We start from the raw sequence: 23,430 nt of genomic DNA, 5'->3' as shown, positions 1-23,430 counted from the left end.
TCACCGGGGAAGAACATCGCTCTTCCGTTGCTCCCTCCAGTGCGCTTGCCGGCCGCGATCGTCAGGTGCGGTTCTGCAGTGACCCCGACCCCGCTCCGGCCCTGCGAAATGATCGTGCTCGCCTGACGACCGCCAGGTGGCTATTCCGGCGGTGATACCCTGAGCCCGGTCATTTCGACCGGTGAGCGCGAGTGGCGGAATAGGCAGACGCGCACGGTTCAGGTCCGTGTGCCCGCAAGGGCGTGGGGGTTCAACTCCCCCCTCGCGCACCAACCACCACAGACTGGGGGATTTTCCAGAAGACAGGGCGCGTACCTCCGCCCGAAGTAACCCCCGGAAACTTGTTGGCGCAAGATGAGTCATTTTCGGTGGACACCGGCACGTTGGAAGAAGTGCCAGCAACCAACGGTCTCATCACCGCCCTCAGCGTGGAACGAGCGATAGCCGCGTGGGCCGATCGCTGCCCGCATGCAATCGAGCGGCATTCCCGCCGATAAGTACTCATATGTACGTATACGTACCTGGTGGGGTACGCTCTGGTGCCAAGGAGTAAGGAGCTAAGGCCATGAACGTTGAGTTCAAGTCGTTTACTGATGCGCGCAAAGGTCTCAAGGATGCCCTCGATGTTGCTTCAGAGGGCGGCGTCGCGACCATCAGCCGCAGCCATAGCGGGCGAGCCGCTGTCGTGGACGCTCAACAGCTGCGACGAACGCTAGCAACTCTCCTCGACTTGAACCCACAGCTCGTGGCTGACGGCCCAGCCGAGTGGGCAATGTTCCTTCCTGGTTACCCAATCTCAGGGACGGGTGCAACCCCCGAGGAAGCCGTGACTGACACCGTTGATGCGCTGCGCGAGTACGCAGACGACTGGCAAGAGCGCTTGCAGCAGGCGCCCAATCACCGGGACAACTGGGGGCTCGTCCAACTCGTTTCCTTGTCCTCGAGCGACGAGTTGGAACGATGGCTCAACGGAAGCGCGTAACGCAGCGGAACGTCACCCGCGCAGATCATCTTAAGTTCTGCAATGTCGAGGGTTGGGAGGATGTCCCAAACGCACGGGGAAAGCCAACCAGCCACCACATCACGAAGGAACTGAAGCTGCCCGACGGTCGCATCCTGCGAACTCGGATCTCTCGACCCGCAGCCAAGAAGCACGTGTACGGCAAGAGCATTCTCAACCACATACTCGAGGACCAATTGCAAGTAACGCTGACCAGTTTCTGGGACTGCGTAAACGGAGATCCACCGGACCGCAATCCTGATCCCGCCGCGCCCGAACTCGAAGGAGAACGACTTCCAGCGAATCTGGTGTGGCAACTCCGGAAGCATGTTCAGGTACCCGTTGAGGAGATAGCCACAATGACTCGAGAGGAAGCCTCGCGACGCGTGCAGGAGTACTGGCGCAACCTGAACTCAGGCGACACCGAGCAGCAGTAGCCACGAAAGTCCGCGACACTGGCGCGACTGGCCCGCATGGGATTTTCGCTCGGGATCGATGGGATCGAGGACCCGAACCCCCCACAAATCCCCCGGTCAGAGGGTTTCGCACCATCGCCAGACGACGGGATATGGGTGGAGCCGCACCAACGAGCGGGGCGACGGGTGGCCGGACATCGCCGACGGCGGCCCACCCCAGGGGCCCCGTAAACACCCTCACCCCTCTCGGACGGATGCCCGCGCAGCCCCCCTGCCGGACTCACATCATCGCTGCCGATCCGTCGATCTCCACTTCGATGAGGCGCGGCCCGGGGGCGGCCAAGTCCTCCCGCAGGGCCGCCTCGAGTTCGTCGACCTCGCGGACTGAGCGCGCCGGAACCCCGTAACCCTGGGCGATGGCGACCGCGTCCAGGTTGGGCAGGTCCAAGCCCGGGACGCGAGGGGCGTTCTTCAACTGGCCGAACCATTTCAAAATGGCGTACTGGTGATTGCGCATCACCAGGAATGTGGCGGGCACGTTGTACAGCGCCGCCGTGTACAGGGCTTGCACCGAGTACTGAAGGGCACCATCCCCCAGCAGGCCGAGGACGGGTCGGTCCGGCATTCCCATCTGCACCCCGACGGTGGCCGGTGTGCCGAAGCCCAGGCCCCCCGAGCCGGAGAAGAACAGGCTGCGGGGGTGCACCGGGCGCCAGCAGTCCAGCAACGTCGTCAGATTCGACGGTGACTCGTTGACCATCACGAGATCCGGGCCTGACACTGCGCCCAAAACCGTGAAGACGTCGCTCGGGCTCAGAGGGGACGACCCCGAACTGGTCATTGGCTGCACCGCTCCACCCACGGCAGTGCTGTCCGAGTCGGATGACGCCTCGGCCAAAGCCCGGACGGCGGCCACCGGATCCGTCACATACGCATCTCCCATCGGTGCCCGCGTCGCCTGCGCGGGATCGTCGGTGATCTGCAGCAGCCGGGTTCCGTCCGGAAGAAGTTCGCCGGGCAGGTAGGGGTAGTAGCGGAAGACCGGCGCCCCGATCACCAGGACCAGGTCGTGCCCGGACATCTGTTCGGTCGCCGTGGCGATGGCCGGTGCCAGCATGCCGCGGAACTGAGGGTGCCACCCGGGGAAACTCCACCGGGACTCGACGGGCGCCATCATGACAGCGGACCCGGTGGCCTCGGCGAGGGCGACCGTGTCGGCCCAGGCCTGCGGGGTGTCCAGAGCCGATCCGAGGATGATCAGGGGCGAACTGGCTGCGTGCAGCATGTCGACGATCTCCGCTGCTGCGTTCCCGTTCAGTCCAGAGCCGCTGCGCACACTGCGCTCGACCAGGTGCCGGGTCTCGGCGGCGACCACATTGGCACTCCAGTCGTCCATCGCCTGGGAGACGAACACCGGCCCCGGCGGGGGCAGTGTGGCCTCGTGGATGGCGCGGGCGAGGACCGCTGGGGTGTCCTGGGCACGCGCCGCCTCTCCGGCCCACTTCACTGCCGGTCGCGGCAGGTTGGTGGCGTCCACGTTCGTCAGCCATGCCTCCATGGCCTGCATCGGCCGGACCTGAGTACCGGCGGTGATCACCAGTGGCGTGCGATTGGCCCGAGCCGTGATGATGCTGCCCATCGCATGGCCCACCCCGGGTGCCGAGTGGAGGTTGACCAGGACCGGCCCGTCGGTGGCTTGCGCGTATCCGTCGGCCATGGAGACGACCACCGACTCCTGCAGGCCGAGGATGTACCGGAAGCCTGCGGGCATGTCGTTGAGGAAGCCCATCTCGGTGGAACCGGGGTTGCCGAACACGGTGGTCATGCCGTGGTGCTCGAGCAGGGAGAAGACACTTTCGCGCACGGAGGTCATGGGTCACATGCTGCCCGCAGACAGCGCGTCATGCAGGGTCGACCCCCACGCCGATTTGCTCCCGAGCGGGGCGAGAGGTGCGGCCGCGCCGCGGCTGTCGGCTGTCGGCTATCGGCTGTCGGCTGTCTCGGGGGGCCCCAACCCGGGGGCCTCGGGTGACGTTCCGGCTACTGCGGAACTCAAGGCGTGCGGCGAACCCATCGGAACCGTCGCGGGAAGTCCGGACTGGGTCCTCGAGTTGGTTCTCGGCGTCGCTGAGGTCAGTCGTAGAGTTCCAGCGCCGTCCGGACGGCGGATCGGTCGAGCACACCGCCGTGCGACACCGGGATGCCGAACCAATGCTCGGTCGCGTCCCCGTTCGCATAGGAGAACTCCAGCGCTTTGTCGTGACCGGTGTCGCGGCCCACCGACGACGCCGCCACCATCGCCCACCACGAGTCGAAGTCGGCCAGGGCCGCTGCCGGGTCATCCACTCGGACCGGTCCGACAGACTGCCACGCCCCTTCGGCGCCGAGCTCCGCGAATGTGAAGTCACGCCCCACGGGGACGCCGAGTTCGGCACGGATCCCGGCGAAGAACTCCTGGCCATTGTTTGCAGCCCCCAGGATCGCGGTGAACGTCTGGACGAACTCCACAAGTTCCGGCCGCTCACCGACCTGCCTGACACCGAAGAAGGCTGCGCCGAAGAAAGCCTCGCAGGCCACGTCATTGCTCCGCCCGACCAACTGGCGGGCCATCCGCTCGCTGGCCGTCATCCCGGGTTGCAGCAGGACGGCGTCCTCCCACATTCCTGCGACCGCCAACTTCCCCGAGTCGGGCGCCTGAGTGAACAGCGGTAGGTCCCACACGACCCACAGCCTGGCAGGCAATTCAGTCCCGGACCTCCCGGACCCACACGCGCAGTTCCGGGCGCTGGCCGCGTGACGGCGGTCAGCGGGTGTCAGCGGCGGGGGGCGGGGGGCGGCGGGGGGCAGAGGACTGCCGCCTGACCAACGTCACGTCAGAATGCGGCGAGCCCGCCAACCGGCGCCGAGAACCGGCCATATCTGGCGTGATCCCAGCACTGTCAGCGGGTGGGTGTCGACTGGCTGTTCAACGACCGCCTCAGCCCTTGTCGGCAGGCGAATCCTGGCCGTCCGCGGGGTCCTCGTTGTGAAGGGGGTCCTCGTTGTGAAGGGGGTCCTCGTTGTGAAGGGGGTCCTCGTTGTGAAGGGGGTGGTGGGCGGTTTGGTTGCGGCCGGCGCCTTTCGCGCGGTAGAGCGCCTCGTCGGCGCGCTTCAGCACGGTGTCGGGATCCTCGCCCGGATCCGCCAGCGTCAGTCCGATGCTGAGAGAGACGGACAGCGAGAGTTCCTGAATCTGCAGTGTCTCGGCGAAAGCGTCGTGGATCTTCGCAGCGACACGCTTCGCGTCGTCCAGACTGTGCACTGCCGGCAGGGCAACGATGAACTCGTCTCCGCCTAGGCGGGCGACGACGTCATCAGCGCGGACCTGGGATCGAATCCGGCGCGCGACTTCGACGAGGACGTGGTCACCCACCGCGTGGCCGTAGGTGTCGTTGATCGGCTTGAACCGATCGAGATCGACGAACAGTATGGCCAGTCGCGTACCGGTTCGGGGTTTGTGCCCGAGGAACCGGCCGACGCGCTCCATGAGTTCGTGGCGGTTCGGCAACGACGTCAGAGCGTCATGGCCGGCCATGAAGCGCAGCTTCTCCTGCCGCCGATGTGCGTCATCGACGTCCAGGAACTGGGACACGTAGGACAACGGGGCCCCGTCGTCGTCGCGCAGGAGTCCTACGGAGTGTTCGACCCAGAGTGTGCCGCCGTCGGCGGTGACGAGCCGCTTGTCGTGGGACGCGGTGTCCGACTCGCCGGTTCGAACCTGGGACCGCATGGTGAGGTCCAGCTCGTGGTCCTGTGGATCGAGGACATCGGTCACCTGGTGGGCGAGCAGCCACTCCTGATCGCGGCCGGTCATGCGACACAGCGCGGGGTTCACCTCGACGAAGCGCCGATCCAGGTCCAGGACCGCCATCCCCATGGGCGCGAACTCCATGGCCATGCGGAACCGGCGTTCGCTGCTGGCCAGGGCCTGTTCGGCTCGTACTTGCGCGTCCACGTCCTGAAATCCACTGACTCGGGCGACCAACTTGCCCTTGTCGAAAATCGGGGTCGCCACCTGGGACACCCAGCGGTAGCCGCCGTCGGAGGTACGCAGCCGGATGCGACCTGAAGCGGCCTTTCCGGCGGACATGTCGGCGGCAGTGGCCGCGGTGGCAGCGATGTCGTTGGGGTGGAAGAAGTCGAATCCGCGCTTGCCGACGATGTCGTCAGGGCTCCATCCAAGGACGCGAGTAACCGAGGGAGACACCCACTCGACCGTGAAGTCGGGTGCGGTTCGCAACGTGAAGTCCGCGGCCTGCTCGGCCAGCAGCCGGTACTCCTCACGTGAGGCGGCCAGCTTCTGGGCGGTTTCCACCTGATCGGTGACGTCTCTGATAGAGCACACGACTCCGTCGAAGGAGCCGTCCGCAGTCCAGAGGATGCTGATGGTGTTGCTGATCCACACGACCCGCCCGTCGGCTCTGATCGCGCGGGAACGGTGGTGTACCTCGTCGCGCCCCGCCCGAACGGCATCGCGCAGGAGTTGATCGACTTCTTCGTTGTCGACGCCGGCCAGCCCGCGAAACTGAGTGCCCACGACCTCCGCGGGATCCCATCCGAACACCGTTCGAAGCGAGGGTGAGGCCCACAGCAAGGTGGCGTCCGCCGCGAAGCGCAGGATCGCATCACCGACGTTGTCCAGCAGGAGACGCAGTCGATCCTCGGATTCCTGGGCCTGTTCCTGCGCGAGTCGCAGTTCGCTGATGTCGTGAGCCGTACCTTCGAGCACCACTGATCCGTCGGGCCGCAGACGACGTCGACCCCGGTTCTGCGACCAGACCGGTCGTCCGTCCCGGTGGAACCAGCGAAACTCGAACTCGATGTCGCGACCGGGTTCGGCGCGGAGTGCCTCCGACATCTCCTCGGCGTGGCGACGGTCGAGGATACTGAGCAGTAACTGCGGATCAGCGATGTAGTCCTCCGTGCGGTAGCCGCCCCAGCCGTTGACGGTTTCGCTCAGGAACTCGACGGCCAGGTCTGGGTCCGTGCGGATGGCGAAGAAGACGTCCCCGGTTCGTTCGGCGAGTGCGCGGAACCAGCCGTCGCTGCCGATCTCCGCAGGTGACGCCTCGGGGTCGACCACGGCAACACCTCCGATCCCGCTGTGCGTCCATCTTGCGACGGCGGGGTCGGCGATGTCCTGCGGAAACCGCAGGTGGCGCTCTTCGGGCGATGTCCGCCCGGATCATTCCGAGGGCGTGGCCCAGGGGATGGAGTTGCCCAGGAGGACGGGTTCGGCGACGCGATGCAAAGGACCGGAGTCGGTATGGACCTGGTTGCGGCCGTTCTGTTTGCTGGCGTACATGAGGCGGTCGGCTCGTTCGATGACTTCGTCTGCGCTCTCGCCTCGGTGTCCGACGGTGGCGCCGATACTGACGGTGACGCGGATCTGTTGGTCGTCACGGGGCAGCCAGGAGTTCTCGACCAGCATGCGGATCCGCTCGGCGACGCGGGCGGTCCCGTCTTCTTGGGTTTCGGGCAGGATGGCGATGAACTCCTCACCGCCCCAGCGGCAGGGCAGGTCCCCGGGTCGTAGTCCGTTGGCCAGCGTTCGGGCCACCATGCGCAGGACCTTGTCGCCGATGTTGTGGCCGTAGTTGTCGTTGACTGTCTTGAAATGGTCGACGTCGAGGAAGAGCAGACCCATGCGGGAGTCCTCTGAGTCGAGGGAACCGAGTGATGCCGCCAGGTGCTGCTCGGCGTAGAGCCGGTTGCCGATGCCGCTGACGGGGTCCCGGTACGACTGGTCGGTGCGTCGCTCGCCTTCGAGGTCCGAGAACACGCCGCCAGAGCGTGCCGTGAACACCTCGGCGGATCCGACGATCTGTTCTGCGTCGTCGCGGATCGGTCGGGCGCGTACCGTCACGGGAACGCGGTGGCCATTCTTGTGGTGCATGTACACCTTGGCCTCACGCGGGTCTCCGTCGGTGATGGTGGCTGCCAGGGGACATCCGTGGAGGCACAACTGCTGGCCCTCGTCGGTGACGTGGCGCAGGATTCCCTCCGAGCAACTGTGCCCGACGACTTCGTCCATGCCGTAGCCGGTGAGAAGTTCGGCTCCGCTGTTCCAGTACGTGATGCGGCGATCGCGGTCGACGAAGTACACGCCTTCGAGGAGGTTGTCGACCAGTTCGCGGAAGAAGACCTCGTTCATGTGCCACCTACCCTCTCCAACTGTGCCACAGGCAGCACCCCGTCACGAGTGGTCGAGCGGCCGTCGCACTCACACTCGGGCAACTACCGCTTGATCCACCACGATTCGACAGCGACCTTGCGACTGCCCTCAGTGACTGATCCTCCGGGGTCTTCATAAGTGGCCGTCGCTGTTCCTGCCAACTCCCAGCCCCCGCCAGTGAGTACCGGGCCACTCTCATCGCCGCAGTCGCCATTGGGCTCCGTGCAGGTGTAGGCCCGGATCAGCATCTTGAGCGGTCTCGGCCGATTGATGGTTGGTCCGTCGTAACTGCCGGCATTAGAGGCGTTAAGACGGACCTGACGACCGATGAGGCCCGAGGCAAAAACCGGGGCTCTGATCTCATCTTGGGCGAGGTCGAATACCCCGAGGTCCGAATAGCCGGTTCCCTGGACATGGAAATGCCCACTGCTGCCCGCCTCCACCATGGCGCACGTTCCCGCTCGCACGCAGTTGCCACCCGGGATGTTGTTGGTGTCCTGCTTACGGAAGGCGGAGTCGCTCACGCCATCGGTCTTCATCACCATGACAATGGAGTCCAGACTAGTTTCGAAACTGGGCTGCGTGCCGGACCGATAGGGCAAGATCTCCCACGTCACGGTGGCGCCCAGGAACCCCTTTGCGCGAATGTCGGCCAGCAGCGAGTCAGGGAGCCTGAAGGGATCGTCGATCCAATCCTCATTGTTGCTTTGCTCGATCGGACTCATCAACGTGATTTCAGTCCCTTCGGTCCCGTCGGACCACCGGGGGGTGACCGTCAACCTTGCGGAATCGAGCCACGCGCTACCTCCAGTCCGCCACTCCCGGTGCCGCACGTAGACCTTCGCGTACTCCACAACCGTGTCTGGTTCGATCGAAGGAAGGTCATCGGTCCCGTCCTTGGCCTCCGATGGGTCGAATCCACTCACCACCGCCTGGGGCGTTTGGTTTCTGTTTGTGATCGTTGCCGTGACGGCTCCCGGGCAAGCACTGTTGTTGTTGCATCGGGATTGCCTGTCTTCGTCCCACTGACGGATCCGCTCCGGGAAGTCATACTGCGCACGCCTACTTGCCGTATCGCTGGGGGGCCTAGTGAATCTGGAGAGACTCTCTGAAACTCCGACAGGGTCAGAATCCCGTCATCCAAGGTGGCGGGGATGACATTAGGCAGAGGGCCCTCCTCGGGACCGTACCGAATGCCGGGACGGTCTGATGGTTCCCCGGTCCTCCGTGCCGCCGAAGATCCCTATGGGAGGGTCGTCCACATCCCCCGGACCACACACTTCCATCTGACCAGCTTCGATCTTGAGCCGGCTTGCACCTCCGAAAACCAATGCGGCCCCCCGGTTATCCTCTCGAGTCAGCGGGGGCTCGGACAGGATCCGGGAATGGAGCCATCAGGCTCACTCGCCCCCCCTACGACAACCCGAAGGTCTGAGTTGTTCAGGTGCCAGACCTTTTCATCATCACTCGGTGGATCCTCATCCTCCCCGTTGCGAAAGTCGAAGAAGTAGGCAGCACCCTGAGCGGCACCCGGGAACCAGAGTATGGAGTTGGAGCACTCGGTATTCATGAAACTCTGAAGGGCGGCAGCATCGTCGTATAGACCCGGTTCGAACGGGGTAACGTCCCCTGGCTGGCACTCTGGTAGATCCCGGCGGATCACGGTGCCTTCAGGCTGGGTGTAGGAAAGGCGTAGCCGTCGCACCCACAGAGCATTCCTTGTCGCCAACAAGGCTGACCACACTGCCCGAACAAGCACCAGACGCGCGCACAGGTCCATCAGCCTCGATCTCGCCTGATCCCGCATCGACACTTCCGTTGGACGCCAAAGGTCCCGCGATCCGCGCCTTGTCGCCAACGGTTCGATCAACACGAGAGGATCCCCCGATCCCTGAGTTCTCCGTCGCCAGCACGGTCCAGTTCGGGGTCCGGGTAACGGCAGTGCCATTTGTACCCCGTACCGATGACCGGCTGGAATGTAACCAGAACCTTCTTCCCCTGCTCCATCTGGCCCCGGGAACCAGAAGGGAAGCGGGGGATCCACGAGTTTGCCGTCCTTCGACTCGCTGCTGATGAAGTCACTGGTTCGGATTCGGTTTATCCCGGTCTGCAGGGCGCCGTCGACGTCGTAGTCCTGGGCTACGCGATCCTCGAGCACATCGGTGGTCCCCAGGCTCGTCTGTGCATAGTTCAACGCGGCGGCCGTGACGAGCCCGACGAACATCAGCAGGGCCATGACCAAGATCAGCGATGCGCCGGTGTCATCCCGGCGAAAATCCCTGAAGAGCGCTGCCTTGCGGATCATGCTGATCGCCTCGCAGCAGTCATACGATGCACCGAAGGTGGTTCTGATTCGGAACTTGAGCGTTCGTAATCAGGGTTACGCTGGAAGCCTCAGCACCACAGCCTTGGACCTCATCGCCGTTCGTGTCACGACACTCCGCCCAAGCCGAGACAGTGGAATCCAGTCCCTCCGCCACAACGACCTCGTCGGTCAGCTCACCGTCTTCACACGCATAGCGGGTTAGGGACTTCCCGTTAGCATCACCATTCGTGACGACGTAGCTGACAGTCGTTTCGATTGGGGAGTTCAAGTCTTGCCGGTAGTCGGTTCCGCTCAGAACTATCACTGCCTCAGAGTTAGAGCCGCAGTTTGCAGTGCCTCTCTCAACGAGGTCCGCGCTCTGAACGTCAGGGTTGAAGTACACGGAGGCGAGTCTCAGCCCACCGTCCTGGTTGAGTTGCTCGCGCGCCTTCTGGGTCGCACTCGTCGACACCAACAGCAGCGCGGTAATGCCCGACAACACGATCCCCATCACGGCGACGACCACTACCAATTCGATCAAGGTGACGCCGTCGGAGCGGCCCCGGATCGATCACCCGGGTCCTGCCACTGTGTGCTCAGGCGGAGCATCCGTCATCCTCGTCCGGGTCGACGGTCTTGCAGGGATTGCGCACGGTGACTTCGAGCGTCTTCGCGGTGCTGGGGAGGCCCAATCCCTCTGAGGTCACTTGGATGGTGACTCGCTGGATACCAGAGTCCTCGGACGGCGGGTCACAGGTCCCGACGAAGCCCGGATTCGTCGCCTTGTTATCCCAGTAGGCGACTTCGGCGATCGTGGCTGTGTACTGGATCTCGCCTACCGCACCTTCCCAGGTGCCGGGCCCGCCATCGGTCCAATCGGGTGCGTCAGGGTCGATCAAGGGTGGCTTCGGCCAACTCGAGTCTGTCGCATCACGACAGCGCTCGTATTGCGCCACGGCGACCTTCTCGGCCCAACTTCGGAGGATCATGTCGGAATCGGTGAGCTGGCTGTTCATGGCTGCCGCGCCGGTGGCCATCATCACGGCACCGCTGACCGCTGCCGTCGAGATCCAGGATCATGATCGCGAGCACGGTCTCAATGAGGGTCTCTCCAGCGGCGCGCTGGAGAGCAGAGGGCCGGAAGCCGCTCATGTCAGATTCGTCGCCCTAAAGATGCCGTACATAGCAGAGACCAGTGCCACTGCCACGAAACCCACGAGCCCGCCCATGAACACGATGACAGCCGGTTCCGACGAGCGCCGCCAGCTTCTTGACCTTGTAGTCAAGCTCCCGCTCGTAGAACTCGGCGGCGACCTCCAACTGGCTGTCGAGGCTGCCGGTCTCTTCGCCGACGCGGATCATCTGCACAGCCATCGGGGGAAACAGGCGCGTGACTGCGATCGGACCCGCGAGCCCGGCGCCTTCCATCATGGCCGTCCGGGCTTCTTGCAGCGGCTCCTCGAAGGCGAGGTTCTTGAGGCTGTCCACGCTGACTCCCATGGCCTGGGGCAATGGTACGCCCGCGCTCACGAGTGAGGCGAGCACGCGAGTGAACCGTTCAGCCATCGCGACCTGGACGGTGCTACCCACAACGGGCAGTTTCAGTATCGCGCGGTCCCGGGCTCGTGCGACCCGCGTGAGTCCGTGATCGCGAATGACGTACGCGACGACCAGTACGAGCACGATGAGACCGATCAACCACGCCCACTGCTGGATGAATGCGCTGATCGCCAGGAGCAATCGAGTGGGTGCCGGCAACTCGGCATCGAGGCTCTGGAAGAATTCCTGGAACTTCGGCAAGACGAACATCGTCAGCACCACCACAGTTCCTACGCTGATGACCGCGACGATGGCCGGGTACGTCATGGCGCTGCGCAGTTTGCGACGGGACTCATGATCCCGTTCGATGTCGATGGCTAGCCGATCCAGGACCGTGTCGAGATTGCCGGTCAATTCCGCCGACCGGAGGATCCCGAGATAGTAGGGCGGAAAGTCGTTGGAGTGTTTCTCAAAGGCCTCACTCAAGGTCGACCCTGCGGCAAGATCGTCGCCAATCTCACGCCAGTACCCGCTTTGTCCCCCGGTTCTCCGTCCCTTCTCGCAATTCAGCGAGGGCGTCGAGGATCGGAATGCCGGCCCGCAGGAACGCCGCGAGTTGGCGCGAGATGTGCATCAACTCGGCGGGCTTGATCCGAGCGGGGGTGATGTCGAGTTCGGTCAGACCCTTCTTGGCCTCGATCGAGGTCACCGTTAGGTCCTGCTCCTCGAGCTCGAAACGGACCTGCGAGAACAGTCTTCGCCCGCGTCTTGACCCGACACCTCAGCCCCGGTCCGGTCGAGGGCGGTGTAGACGAACTTCGGCATGACGACTCAGAGGGTGTAGATGCTGCGGATGATCTCCGCGATCGTGGTCCGATCCCGCTCTACCAGGCGGATACCTTCCTGACCCAAGGTCCGCGTTCCCTGCGCGATCGCGAGTTCCCGGATGTCGGAGTGAGTGGTGCTGGCGCGGACGATCAGTTCCTTCATCTCGGGAGACATACTGAGCAGCTCATAGACGCCCACGCGACCGGCATACCCGGTATGCGCACAGTGAGTGCAGCCGACACCTGCCGAGAACTCCTCCTTGGGCTCCCCGCCCATGCGCTCGTAGTAGGACAGCTCGTCAGGGGTGGGCTGGTAGGGCTCCCGGCAGTCGTTGCAGGTGCGCCGAACCAGGCGCTGCCCGACGACGCCAAGCACGGAGGCTGACAACAGGAAGGTCTCGATGCCCATGTCGATGAAGCGATAGAGAGACGACACAGCATCGGTGGCGTGCACGGACGACAACACGAAGTGGCCCGTCAGTGCGGACTGGACGGCGATGTTCGCCGTCTCGACGTCGCGGATCTCGCCGACCAGGATCACATCGGGGTCCTGGCGCAGGATCGCGCGTAGCCCTGATGCGAAGGTGATGCCGGCGGCTTCGTTGATCTGGATCTGATTCACACTCGGGAACACGTACTCGACGGGGTCCTCAATGGTTGTGATGTTGCTGTAGACCTCGTTGATCTCGTTCAACGAGGCATACAGGGTCGTGGTCTTACCGCTGCCGGTTGGGCCAGCGCACAAGACCATCCCGTAAGGCGACGCCAGCATGTCCCGGTAGGAACGCAGCATGGTACCTCCCATGCCGAGGTCCCGTAACTGCAGAACGGCCTTGGTGCGGTCGAGGACCCGCAGCACCACCTTCTCGCCGAAGACCACCCCGGTGGTAGACACGCGGATGTCCACGGAGTGACCGTCGATCGTCATAGCGATCTGACCGTCTTGGGGGCGGCGGCGCTCCACGATGCTCATCCCGGCCATGATCTTGATTCGGCTGGACAGCGCTCCGGCCATGCTCCCGGGCAAGGTCAGCGCTTCATGTAGGGCGCCGTCGATGCGGTACCGGACCCGCACTTGCTCGCCTTGGGGCTCGATGTGAATGTCGGAGGCACGATCCCGCATGGCCTGCGTGAGGATCATGTCCACGATCTTGACGACGGGCGCATCGCTGGCGGCCGCTTCGATCGCGACGTTCGTGGCAGTGGCGGCCTCGCGCCGACCATGGGTCGCGACGTATTGGTCGACTTGGCCGCTCACTTGATCGAACGCGTGGTAGATAGTCGAGATGGCCCATCGGATGTCGTTCTCGGTTGCCACCTTCAGGATCACCGGGGCGCCGATCGCGTCGCGCAGCTTGGCCTCGAACTCTCCCCGCTCCGAGGGGGCACACGCCTGCAGATTGCTGGTGGCAATCACGACCGTGCCATCGGGTTCGCGAGCGATGGGGAGGGCGCGCAGGCTCCGCACCATCGTCTCGGGAAGCAGCCCCGCTACTTGTGAGTCCAGAGTCTGGCCCTTGAGTTGCGCCAGCCCGATACCGAACTGATCGGACAGAGCTCCGAGCACATCCCTCTCGTCGACCATGCCGAGGTCGACAAGGAGTTCGCCGATCTTCTTGCCCGACTCCGCCTGCTGGTCCACCGCCTCTGCGAGTTCCGCCGGCGTGATGGCACCGCGGTTGATCAGGAGCTGGCCCAGTGGAACGGGTCTGCCGGCCGGCGAGGGGGACGCCGGCTGAGGAGCTGCGGCGGGCGATGGCTGGGTCGCCTTCTGTGCGTCACTCTTGGAGGCCCGGCGAATCCGCATCAGAACTCCTTCCCGTGAAACCTCGGCGACAACTGCCACCGACCGCAAACGCACCACGCCTCGGCGCGTGGCGCCACGCCCTAGTCTGGTGGATATGAGCACGGAAGTCTGGACGGTCGACAGTTTGCTCGGTGCTCTATGGGATGCGGGAGGGACCGACCTGCATCTGTCCGCGATGAGCCGGCCGCTGATCCGCGTGCACATGGACCTCATCCCGCTCGCGGGCACCGAAGTGATGAAACCCGCCGAGATTGAGCGACTGGCGCGCGAGTTGCTCACCGACGAGCAACTCGACGACTGCCGTCGCGGTCACGATGTGGACTTCTCATTCGGTTGGCGGGGCCAGGCCCGCATACGGGGTAACGCCTACAGGCAACGAAACACCGTCGCACTGGCGCTGCGGATCATGCCGCACACAATCCCCAGTTTCGATGATCTGGGAATCCCGATGAGCGTACGGGAACTGGCGGCGGCCGATCAGGGCCTGATCCTGGTCACCGGACCCACTGGGTCCGGCAAGTCCACGACCCTGGCGACGATGCTCGACTGGATCGCAGCTAATCGGGCCGTTCACATCATCACCATCGAAGACCCCATCGAGTACGTGCACTCGCATCAAAAGGCTGCCGTGCATCAGCGAGCCGTCGGCGAAGACACCGAGTCGTTTGCCGCAGCGCTGCGCAGCGCCCTCCGCGAAGACCCGGACGTGATCCTGGTCGGCGAGCTGCGAGATCTCGAATCGATTCGCTTCGCCCTCACGCTGGCCGAGACCGGTCACCTGGTGCTCGCGACGGTCCACACCAACGACACGGCGCAGACCATGGACAGGCTCGTGGAGGTGTTCCCCGGTGACGAGCAGAGCCAGATCCGCACCCAACTGGCACTCTCCTTGAAGGCCGTGGTCTACCAGCGGCTACTGCCGCGCCGCGGTGGGGGGCTGGTGGCCGCCTACGAGGTGCTCAAGAACAACTCATCGATCCGCAACCTCATCAAGGAGGGGCGGACCAACCAGTTGCGCAATCAACTCATCATGGGTCGCAAGGAGGGAATGATGTCACTCGAGGATTCACTCAGCGATCTGGTGCAGAAGGGACTGGTCGACTACGAACAGGCAGCGATACGCTCCCAACACCCCAACGAGGTTGCGAAGGGATGACTGCCCTGCGGGGGTCGAGGCCTCACCAATGGTGATCAACGCCGCAGGCGCAGACAAATGCGGGCCACACGCTGGGTGTGGCCCGCATTTCGTCTGTCGAGTCCTAGCGAGGTCACACACCCCGAAGCGGCTGGGTTGCCGTTGACCAGCGCCTGGCCCTATCTTTACGACTGGGGGGCCTGCCGCATTCGCTTGTGCGATCGTAAATGCTGTTGGAGCCAGCGGTTGAATTGCTTTCCAAGTAGCCCGCAGTCACCAATGCATCAACATCAGCTAGCGACGTTGCCCGTCTTTGCGCGTGTAGGCCTGAGATCCCACGTTGACCTGCTTCACGATTCGCGTTCACACGCTGCCTCGAGTACGAATCAGCGCGGAAGTTCGCCAACTCCGAACACAACGATGCCGCCCAGGATGCCCAGCACGACGATGACAATAAGGAGTTCAACCAGCGAGAAGCCTTCGTCCTCGCGATGAACCCGGCGCAGATACTTCGACATGGTCTTCCCACTCTTTCTTCCATTGACCAGTGCGGGCCGATTTCCCGCCCGTCACTCTGAGTGTAGGCACGGCTACCCCGCGGGGTACAAGTGCTGGGGGGAACTTAGGACTTTTGGCCTAGTCAGGTCGGCCTAACGGAGGCGCAGCGAATCCCGAACGAGTGGTCCGATGTTACGCACATCGCCAGCCGCGACCGTCGTCGTGCCAGGTGACCGCCACGTGTTGCCCCCATCACTCCCCCGAGGTGGTCGGGCGCGGATAGCATCGACCGACGTCTAGGCACCGGGAGGTGAACGATGGGCCTGCTCGACAACTTCGAACAGCGCCTGGACCAGCTGGTCAACGGCACCTTCGCCAAGGCGTTCCGCGACGCGGTGGAGCCCGTCGAACTGGCGGCCCGGATCCAGCGCGAGATGGACACCCGCTCAGCCATCGTGAGCAAGGGCCGCACTGTCGTGCCGAACATCTTCACCATCGAGTTGTCCAGTACCGACATCGAACGTCTCGATGTGTACGCCGACCAGATGCGCGCGGAGCTCGCACAGGTGGCCCGGCAGTACGCGACCGAGCAGCGCTACACGTTCCTCGGTTCGGTCGACGTCAGGTTCGCCGAGGACCCCGATCTGAGCACCGGGGTGTTCCGCGTGCGCAGCCAGGCGCACCCCGATGACGCCGGCGGAACCTCCCGATCCGTGACCCCGGTGCCGCCCGGCAACGCCACCGGTCACCCCCGGCTCATGATCGGCGCCACCTCCTATCCCCTGACCCGCAGCCACACCCGGCTGGGCCGAGGGCAAGGAGCGGACATCCAACTCGACGACGCCGGCGTCAGCCGGGCGCACGCCGAGATCGTCCTCGGGCTGCCGGTCATCGTGCGCGATCTCGGCTCCACCAACGGCACCCTGGTCGATGGCCGCAAGGTGACCGAAGCCCCTCTGCACGACGGAGCCCGGATCCAGGTGGGATCCACCGTCGTGACGTACCGGGACATCTGATGTCCGAACTGGCCCTCACGCTGCTGCGACTGGGTTTCCTGGTGCTGTTGTGGGTGGGGGTTCTGTTCACTTTGAGTGTGCTGCGCCGCGACCTGCGCGCCCCGCGCGAGGCCCGTCCGGTCGCACTCGCCGCCGGGCAGCAGCATCCAGCACCGGCCCCGCCGTCGCGTCGGGCCCGTTCCGGGGGCCGCGGCAACCGGCTGGTGGTCACCGAGGGTCCGCTGTCGGGAACCGTCGTTCCCCTCGGAGCGACGCCCATCACGATCGGCCGGGCCGCCGACTCCACTCTCGTGCTCGAAGACGACTACGCCTCGACCAACCACTGCCGGATCTACTCGGCCGGCGGGGAATGGGTCGTCGAGGACCTCAATTCGACCAACGGCACCTGGCTGGACCGCACCCGCATCACCCGGCCCACGGTCCTGCCCGTGGGAGTGCCGCTGCACGTGGGCCGCAGCGTCATGCAGGTACGCAAATGAGCGATCAGGTTCGGCTGAACTATGCCGCCCGCTCCGACATCGGACTGCGCCGCCCCGGCAACGAGGACAGCGGCTTCGCCGACAACCACCTGCTGATCGTCGCCGACGGCATGGGCGGCCACGCGGCCGGGGAGTTGGCCAGCGCCATGGCCGTGGCCACCTTCGCGGAGATCTCCGACGAGGATGTCCCCTTGGACGAGGTCCTCGAACACCTCGCGGGCGGTGTCGACGTGCTGAGTGAGCGCATCGGGGACGTCGTGGCGAAGGACCCCGCGAACCAGGGGATGGGCACCACGCTGACCGGCCTGGCCTACCTCGGTGACCGCATGGCGGTCGTGCATGTGGGTGACTCGCGGGCCTATCTGCTGCGTGACGGCGCCCTGGACCAGATCACGCGCGACCACACCTACGTCCAAAGCCTCGTCGATGCGGGCGAGATCACCGCCGAGGAAGCCACCCGACACCCACGGCGCAACCTCCTCAACCGAGCCGTCGACGGAATCCACACCGTCGACGCCGACCTGTCCATGCGCGAAACACGGCCCGGCGATCGCTACTTGCTGTGCACCGATGGGCTGTCAGGAGTGGTCCCGGACGATCAACTCGCCGACGTGCTGCGCACTGATGCGGACCCCACGGGCGCTGTGACCCGACTGGTGGACATGGCACTGGAAGCGGGGGCGCCCGACAACGTGACCGTCGTCGTGGCCGACGTCCGCGCGGCCGAGGGCTCCGCGCCCCAGGAACCCGTCGTCGTCGGAGCCGCCGGTGAGCCCCAGAACCGGGCCCGCCTGCCCAACGTGCCGTGGCCGGTGGACGAGCAACTCAATCCCGACAACCCCCAACCCCGCGGCGCCCGGCCGTCGCTGGACGCCCTCGCGGTGGAACCGGAACCCGAGCCGGTGCCGCCACCCACCGGCCATCGGCGCACCCGACGCGTGGTCTTCGGCATCGTCGCCGCCCTCATCTGCCTCTTGGCCCTCGTCGGAGCGCTGCTGGTGTGGTGGCTGACCTCTCAGTGGTACGTGGCCGAGTCCGACGGCCGCGTCGCAGTGTTCCACGGGGTCCCCGGCACACTGGGACCGATCCCGTTGCAGCAACTCGACGAGCAGACCGACCTGGCCGTCGCCACCTTGCCGAACTACGACCAGACCCGGTTGACGTCCGGGATCATCACGACGTCCGCGGCGCAAGCCTCGGAAGTAGTCGCGGAACTGCGCAGTCACGCAGCCGAATGCCAGGTGAACCCGGCCGAGGCCGGCTGCCCGGAGCGCGTGCGGTGAGCGCCGCGGCGGCCCCGGCGCCGGCCGCGACCCAGGAGGAGATCCGGCAACCCACACGCCGCAACCAGGAACTGGCATTGCTGGTGTTCGCCTGGTTCCTCGGCTCGGTCGCGTTGGCGAACGTCGGGTGGGCAACGCAGTCCGGTCTGCCGGCGCAGTTCTGGCTGGCCCTGTCGGTTCTCGCCGGGGCCGGATTGGTCGCTCATGTGGCGGTCCGGGTGTTGGCCCCGTTCGCCGAGCCGATCATGCTCCCGACTGCCTACCTGCTGAACTACCTCGGCCTGGTGATGATCTATCGCCTCGACGTCGCGGCGGCGCGGCGGGCCACCGAGAACGGCAGCCCCGTGCCCACGCCTGAGGTCCTGGGTCAACTGACCTGGACCGTCCTGGGAGTCGCCCTACTGGCGGCGGTCCTTCTGATCGTGCGCGACCACCGCAAACTCCAGCGGTACACCTACATCTCTCTGTTCCTGGGCGTCGGCCTGCTGCTCCTGCCCCTCGTCCCCATCCTCGGCATCAGCATCAACGGCGCCCGGTTGTGGATCCAGGTCGGACCACTGACCTTCCAGCCCGGTGAGCTGGCCAAGATCGTCCTGACGCTCTTCCTCGCCGGTTACCTGGTCACTCATCGGGACTCGCTCGCGATCGTCCGGCGCAAGGTGCTGGGTGTCTCGCTGCCCCGCGGCCGGGATCTCGGCCCGCTGCTGGGGGCGTGGCTGTTGGCCCTCGCTGTCATGGCCTTCGAGACCGACCTCGGTACCGCACTGATCTTCTTCGGCTTGTTCGTCGCCATGACCTACGTGGCGACCCAACGCCGCGGCTGGCTGATCCTCGGCGCGCTGCTGATGATCGTGGGCGGGACGCTGGCGTATCTGCTGTTCGGCCACGTGCGCACCCGGGTGCAGATCTGGCTGGACCCGTTCGAATTCGCCAACGACGCCGGCTACCAGATCGTGCAGTCGCTGTACGGGTTGGCCAACGGCGGGATCTTCGGGACCGGGTGGGGCCAGGGCTATCCGCAACTCGTTCCCTTCGCCAGCAGCGACTTCATCCTGTCGGCCTTCGGCGAGGAACTCGGTTTGACGGGCATCTTCGCCATCTTGTTGATGTACGGGATCTTCGTGCAACGGGGCCTGCGCACCGCCGTCGCCTGCCGGGACGTGTTCGGGCGGTTGCTGGCCACCGGGCTGGCCTTCGTATTCGCTCTGCAGGTCTTCGTCGTCGCAGGTGGCGTCACCAAACTGATCCCTCTGACGGGACTGACGACACCGTTCCTGTCGGCAGGCGGGTCGGCCCTGATCGCGAACTGGATCATGGTGGCGTTGCTGCTCCGGATCAGTGACATCACCCGGCGACCCGATCCGGTCGTCACGTCCCCCGACCAGGCGCTCACCCAGGTGGTGCGGCTGTGACTCGTTCGATCATCCGGTTGTCCGCCGTCCTCGCGGTCCTGCTGATCGCCCTGCTGGCCAACCTGACGTACATCCAGGTGTTCAAGTCCGACGACTACCGCACCGCGAGTGGGAACTCCCGCGCGATCCTCGAGGAGTACTCCCGGGAGCGGGGACCGATCCTGGTCGGCCGCGAGGCAGTCGCGGAGAGCATCGAGACCGACGGTGAGCTGAAGTACCTGCGCCGCTACCCCCAAGGAGAGGTGTACGCGTCGGCGACGGGTTTCTACTCCCAGGTCTACGGCGCGACCGGGATCGAGAAGGCGGAGAACCCGGTGCTGTCGGGATTCGACGACCGGCTGCTGTTCGACCGACTCCAGCAACTCTTCGGCGGCCGCGACCCACAGGGCGGCGGAGTCACGCTCACCCTCGACGCCGCAGCCCAGGAGGCCGCCTTCGCCGGATTGGCGGGCCGGCCCGGCGCGGTGGCAGCGCTGAACCCGAGCACCGGCGAGATTCTCGCGCTTGCGCAATCCCCTTCGTACGACCCCAACCTGCTGTCCAGTCACCGTTCTCGGCAGATCCGTGACTACTACCGGCAACTCACCGCCGACCCTGCGGAACCGCTGCTCAACCGCCCCCTCGCCGCGGTGGACCCGCCGGGGTCGGTGTTCAAGATCGTCGTCGCGGCTGCCGCGCTGGAGTCCGGGCGGTTCACTCCCCAGACCGTGATCCCCGGGCCCGCCGAGTACGTACTCCCCGGCACTGAGACGGTGCTGCGCAACGCGTCGCGGACCGAATGCGGTCCGAACGGAAAGGTGACTCTGACCGAGGCGCTGGTCGTGTCGTGCAACACCGCCTTCGCGTGGCTGGCCAACCAGCTCGGAGACGACGCCGTGCGCAGCCAAGCCGAACGGTTCGGGTTCGGTCACAGTTTCGATGTCCCCATGGCGGCAGCCGCGGGCCGCTACCCCGACAACCCCGACCCGGCCCAGACGGCACTGACGGGAATCGGGCAGTTCGACGTCCGCGCCAGCGCCCTCAACATGGCCCAGGTGTCCGCTGCCGTCGCCCAGAACGGCAGCGTGATGAACCCGTTCATGGTCAAGGAGATCAGCAGCCCCGACCTGCGGGTGCTCGACACGACGGCACCGACGACCTATGGCCAGGCCATGAGCCCGCAGAACGCGGAGGCACTGACCGACATGATGGTGCAGGTCGTCGAACGCGGGACCGGTAGCGGCGGGGCCATCCCCGGCGTGCGGGTGGCGGGGAAGACCGGAACGGCCGAGACGGGCAACAGCGCCGACACGGTCTGGTTCACGTCCTTCGCTCCGGCCGGTGACCCGCAGGTCGCCGTCGCCGTGGTGCTCCAGGGCGCGGGCGGCAGCGGGGGGTCGCTGGCGGCACCCATCGCCCGGTCGGTGATGGAGGCGGTACTGAACTGACCCGGTGCTCCGATCTGACGCAGTGCTCCGACGGAACACCACGTCCTGAGTGCAGCAGGCGCCACTGCGTCGGGACATCCGGCTGCGGCGGGCGCGCACAATTGAATGATCCGGGTCGCTGAATCACACGACCCGACACGTGGGTCATCATGGGTGATGGCCGGCTCGAGGAGGGCTTCGTAATGACTGATGTTCCGCCCAGCGGTGGGGGTGTTCCCGAACCCACCCCGCGGGATCCGGGCACCAACCCGGTCGTTCCCCCCGGCACCGGCACGACGATGCTCGGCGACCGCTACGAGATCGGCGACACTCTCGGCCGCGGTGGCATGGCCGAGGTGCACGAAGGCTATGACCTACGGCTCGGACGCCGCGTCGCGGTCAAGATCCTGCGCCCCGAGTTGGCCCGCGACCCGTCCTTCCATCAGCGGTTCCGGCGTGAGGCTCACAGCGCAGCCGCCCTGAACCACCCCAACATCGTCGCCGTCTACGACACCGGTGAGGACACTCTCGGTTCCGGTCCGACAGCCGTCACCGTGCCCTACATCGTCATGGAGTACGTCGACGGCATGACGCTGCGGCAGCTGCTGGGCAGCGGTCGCCGGCTGCTGCCCGAGCGGGCCTTGGAGATCACCTCGGGCATCCTCGCTGCACTCGACTACAGTCACCGCCACGGCATCGTGCACCGGGACATCAAGCCCGCCAACGTCATGCTCAACAAGAGCGGCGAGGTCAAGGTCATGGACTTCGGCATCGCCCGGGCCCTGGCTGCGCAAGGTCAGACCATGACGGCAACGTCCCAGGTCATGGGCACCGCGCAGTACCTGTCTCCGGAGCAGGCCCGCGGCGAGGTGGTCGATGCCCGCTCCGACCTGTACTCCACCGGCTGTGTGCTCTACGAATTGCTGACCGACCGACCTCCGTTCGTCGGCGAGTCACCCGTGTCTGTGGCCTACCAGCATGTGAGCGAGCACCCCACACCCCCGTCTCAGCTCGACAGCCAGGTGACTCCGCAGGTCGATGCGGTCGTGCTCCGTGCCCTGGCCAAGAACCCCGATCAGCGCTACCAGACGGCTGCCGAGTTCAAGTCCGACGTCGACCGCGCCATCGTCGGTGCTCCGGTGACCGCGCCCGTCCCCGTCGTCGCGGCTGTGCCGGAACCGACGGCCATGATGAATCCCGTCTCCGACCAGGCCGGCGGTCCGCCCACCGACGAGGACAAGAAGCGCAGCCCGTGGCTGTGGGTGGGAATCATCGCGGCACTCCTTCTGCTCGTGGGCGGCATCACCTGGGCGTTCATGTCCATGTCCGGCAACTCAAAACCCGACACGGTTCAGGTCCCCAAAGTGGTCGGCCAGACCCTCACGCAGGCCGAGAACACGCTCAACGCGAGCGGCCTTCGGCTCGGTACCGAGACCGCCGAGGCCTCCGACCGCCCCGAGGGCACCATCTTGTCCCAGGACCCCTCCGCGGGGGAGTCACTGGAGAAGGGTCAGGCGGTCAACGTCACGGTGTCCGGCGGCCCCGGCCAGACCGTCGTACCCAATGTCGTCGGTATGACAAGCCCGGAGAACGCTTCCAAACAGTTGGAGTCGAGCAAACTGAAGCTCGGTGACGTCCAGTCCCGCGACAGCGACCAACCCCAGGGCTACGTGCTGAGTCAGAGCCCGGAGCAGGGCACCAACGTCGATGCGGGCACCGAGGTGAACATCACCGTGTCGAACGGGCTGGTGCTCGTCCCAGATGTCGTGGGCGACTCCGAGCAACAGGCCCGCAGTGCACTGTCGAATGTGGGTCTGAACGTCACGGTGACTTCCCAGTCCAGCGACGAGATCGCGGGCACGGTGCTGGCGCAGTCCCCCAACGCGGGCACGACCATCGCGCGCGGGGAGACGGTGACCATCACGATCTCGACCGGACCCACGAGCACCCCCACACCAACGGTGTCCAGCGGCAACCAGCAGAACCCCAACCGACAGGGTCAGTCGTCCGCACCCACCAACAGGCCGGCCCCCGAGGGCGAGGGCAACACCGTTCCGAACTGACGCCGAGCTCCTAAACCCGAGCCTGAGTCG

Annotated in this window: 20 protein-coding genes and 1 tRNA gene; 10 read left to right on the top strand and 11 right to left on the bottom strand. The window is 65.5% G+C overall.

Annotated features, from left to right (window positions below; genetic code table 11):
• Window positions 1-185: 185 nt before the first annotated feature.
• The 3 genes from V9E98_06360 to V9E98_06350 all read left to right on the top strand — a co-directional run bounded on the left by V9E98_06360 (window position 186) and on the right by V9E98_06350 (window position 1,437).
• Window positions 186-272 (top strand) — tRNA-Leu (locus tag V9E98_06360).
• 293 nt (window positions 273-565) lie between these two features.
• Window positions 566-982, top strand: a complete 417-nt coding sequence (locus V9E98_06355; protein ID MEI2716603.1) for a hypothetical protein — start codon at window positions 566-568, stop codon at window positions 980-982.
• Window positions 961-1,437, top strand: coding sequence for a hypothetical protein (locus tag V9E98_06350; protein MEI2716602.1), 477 nt, complete (start codon window positions 961-963; stop codon window positions 1,435-1,437). Before V9E98_06355 ends, V9E98_06350 begins: the two co-directional genes overlap by 22 nt.
• Window positions 1,438-1,696: 259 nt before the next feature.
• On the opposite strand, the gene mdlC is transcribed toward V9E98_06350, so the two are convergent.
• From mdlC to V9E98_06300, 10 genes are all read right to left on the bottom strand, one after another.
• Window positions 1,697-3,289 (bottom strand): benzoylformate decarboxylase, encoded by a 1,593-nt coding sequence (gene mdlC / locus V9E98_06345; protein ID MEI2716601.1) that lies wholly within the window; start codon window positions 3,287-3,289, stop codon window positions 1,697-1,699.
• A 260-nt stretch (window positions 3,290-3,549) separates the two neighbouring features.
• Entirely contained in the window at window positions 3,550-4,137 is a 588-nt protein-coding gene (locus V9E98_06340; protein MEI2716600.1) for a hypothetical protein, read from the bottom strand.
• A gap of 256 nt (window positions 4,138-4,393) precedes the next feature.
• The gene (locus V9E98_06335; protein MEI2716599.1) at window positions 4,394-6,538 is read right to left on the bottom strand and encodes a PAS domain S-box protein; all 2,145 of its coding nucleotides are present in this window, start codon (window positions 6,536-6,538) and stop codon (window positions 4,394-4,396) included.
• Between the two features lie 102 nt (window positions 6,539-6,640).
• Window positions 6,641-7,609, bottom strand: a complete 969-nt coding sequence (locus V9E98_06330; GenBank protein ID MEI2716598.1) for a GGDEF domain-containing protein — start codon at window positions 7,607-7,609, stop codon at window positions 6,641-6,643.
• Window positions 7,610-7,692: 83 nt separating this feature from the next.
• Window positions 7,693-8,556 (bottom strand): hypothetical protein, encoded by an 864-nt coding sequence (locus tag V9E98_06325; protein MEI2716597.1) that lies wholly within the window; start codon window positions 8,554-8,556, stop codon window positions 7,693-7,695.
• 1,398 nt (window positions 8,557-9,954) lie between these two features.
• Window positions 9,955-10,503, bottom strand: a complete 549-nt coding sequence (locus tag V9E98_06320) for a prepilin-type N-terminal cleavage/methylation domain-containing protein (GenBank protein ID MEI2716596.1) — start codon at window positions 10,501-10,503, stop codon at window positions 9,955-9,957.
• 28 nt (window positions 10,504-10,531) lie between these two features.
• Window positions 10,532-10,975, bottom strand: a complete 444-nt coding sequence (locus tag V9E98_06315) for a hypothetical protein (protein ID MEI2716595.1) — start codon at window positions 10,973-10,975, stop codon at window positions 10,532-10,534.
• 127 nt (window positions 10,976-11,102) lie between these two features.
• Window positions 11,103-11,960, bottom strand: a complete 858-nt coding sequence (locus V9E98_06310; GenBank protein ID MEI2716594.1) for a type II secretion system F family protein — start codon at window positions 11,958-11,960, stop codon at window positions 11,103-11,105.
• 31 nt (window positions 11,961-11,991) lie between these two features.
• A complete protein-coding gene (locus V9E98_06305; GenBank protein ID MEI2716593.1) occupies window positions 11,992-12,183 on the bottom strand; it encodes a hypothetical protein in 192 nt (63 codons plus the stop codon).
• Between the two features lie 122 nt (window positions 12,184-12,305).
• Window positions 12,306-14,108, bottom strand: coding sequence for an ATPase, T2SS/T4P/T4SS family (locus V9E98_06300; protein ID MEI2716592.1), 1,803 nt, complete (start codon window positions 14,106-14,108; stop codon window positions 12,306-12,308).
• 94 nt (window positions 14,109-14,202) lie between these two features.
• On the opposite strand from V9E98_06300, the gene V9E98_06295 reads away from it, so the two are divergent.
• Window positions 14,203-15,264, top strand: coding sequence for a PilT/PilU family type 4a pilus ATPase (locus V9E98_06295; GenBank protein ID MEI2716591.1), 1,062 nt, complete (start codon window positions 14,203-14,205; stop codon window positions 15,262-15,264).
• A gap of 365 nt (window positions 15,265-15,629) precedes the next feature.
• On the opposite strand, the gene V9E98_06290 is transcribed toward V9E98_06295, so the two are convergent.
• The gene (locus V9E98_06290; GenBank protein MEI2716590.1) at window positions 15,630-15,761 is read right to left on the bottom strand and encodes a prepilin-type N-terminal cleavage/methylation domain-containing protein; all 132 of its coding nucleotides are present in this window, start codon (window positions 15,759-15,761) and stop codon (window positions 15,630-15,632) included.
• A 297-nt stretch (window positions 15,762-16,058) separates the two neighbouring features.
• Between V9E98_06290 and V9E98_06285 the strand changes: the two genes are divergently transcribed.
• The 6 genes from V9E98_06285 (at window position 16,059) to pknB (ending at window position 23,400) form a co-directional block, all read left to right on the top strand.
• Window positions 16,059-16,757: a DUF3662 and FHA domain-containing protein gene (locus tag V9E98_06285; protein ID MEI2716589.1), complete on the top strand. Its 699-nt coding sequence runs from the start codon at window positions 16,059-16,061 to the stop codon at window positions 16,755-16,757.
• Entirely contained in the window at window positions 16,757-17,236 is a 480-nt protein-coding gene (locus V9E98_06280; protein MEI2716588.1) for an FHA domain-containing protein, read from the top strand. The genes V9E98_06285 and V9E98_06280 overlap by 1 nt, the downstream gene beginning before the upstream one ends.
• Window positions 17,233-18,519: a PP2C family serine/threonine-protein phosphatase gene (locus V9E98_06275; protein ID MEI2716587.1), complete on the top strand. Its 1,287-nt coding sequence runs from the start codon at window positions 17,233-17,235 to the stop codon at window positions 18,517-18,519. The genes V9E98_06280 and V9E98_06275 overlap by 4 nt, the downstream gene beginning before the upstream one ends.
• Window positions 18,516-19,931, top strand: coding sequence for an FtsW/RodA/SpoVE family cell cycle protein (locus V9E98_06270; protein MEI2716586.1), 1,416 nt, complete (start codon window positions 18,516-18,518; stop codon window positions 19,929-19,931). Before V9E98_06275 ends, V9E98_06270 begins: the two co-directional genes overlap by 4 nt.
• Window positions 19,928-21,358 carry a penicillin-binding protein 2 gene (locus V9E98_06265; GenBank protein ID MEI2716585.1) on the top strand — a complete coding sequence of 477 codons (1,431 nt, stop codon included), beginning with the start codon at window positions 19,928-19,930 and terminating at the stop codon, window positions 21,356-21,358. Before V9E98_06270 ends, V9E98_06265 begins: the two co-directional genes overlap by 4 nt.
• A 182-nt stretch (window positions 21,359-21,540) precedes the next feature.
• Window positions 21,541-23,400, top strand: coding sequence for a Stk1 family PASTA domain-containing Ser/Thr kinase (pknB, locus tag V9E98_06260; protein ID MEI2716584.1), 1,860 nt, complete (start codon window positions 21,541-21,543; stop codon window positions 23,398-23,400).
• The last annotated feature ends 30 nt before the right edge of the window (window positions 23,401-23,430 follow it).

The sequence above is a fragment of the Candidatus Nanopelagicales bacterium genome (assembly GCA_037045355.1).
Taxonomy (GTDB): Bacteria; Actinomycetota; Actinomycetes; order S36-B12.
Note: the sequence above shows the minus strand (reverse complement) of the source record. Positions and strands in the feature narration are given on the sequence as shown.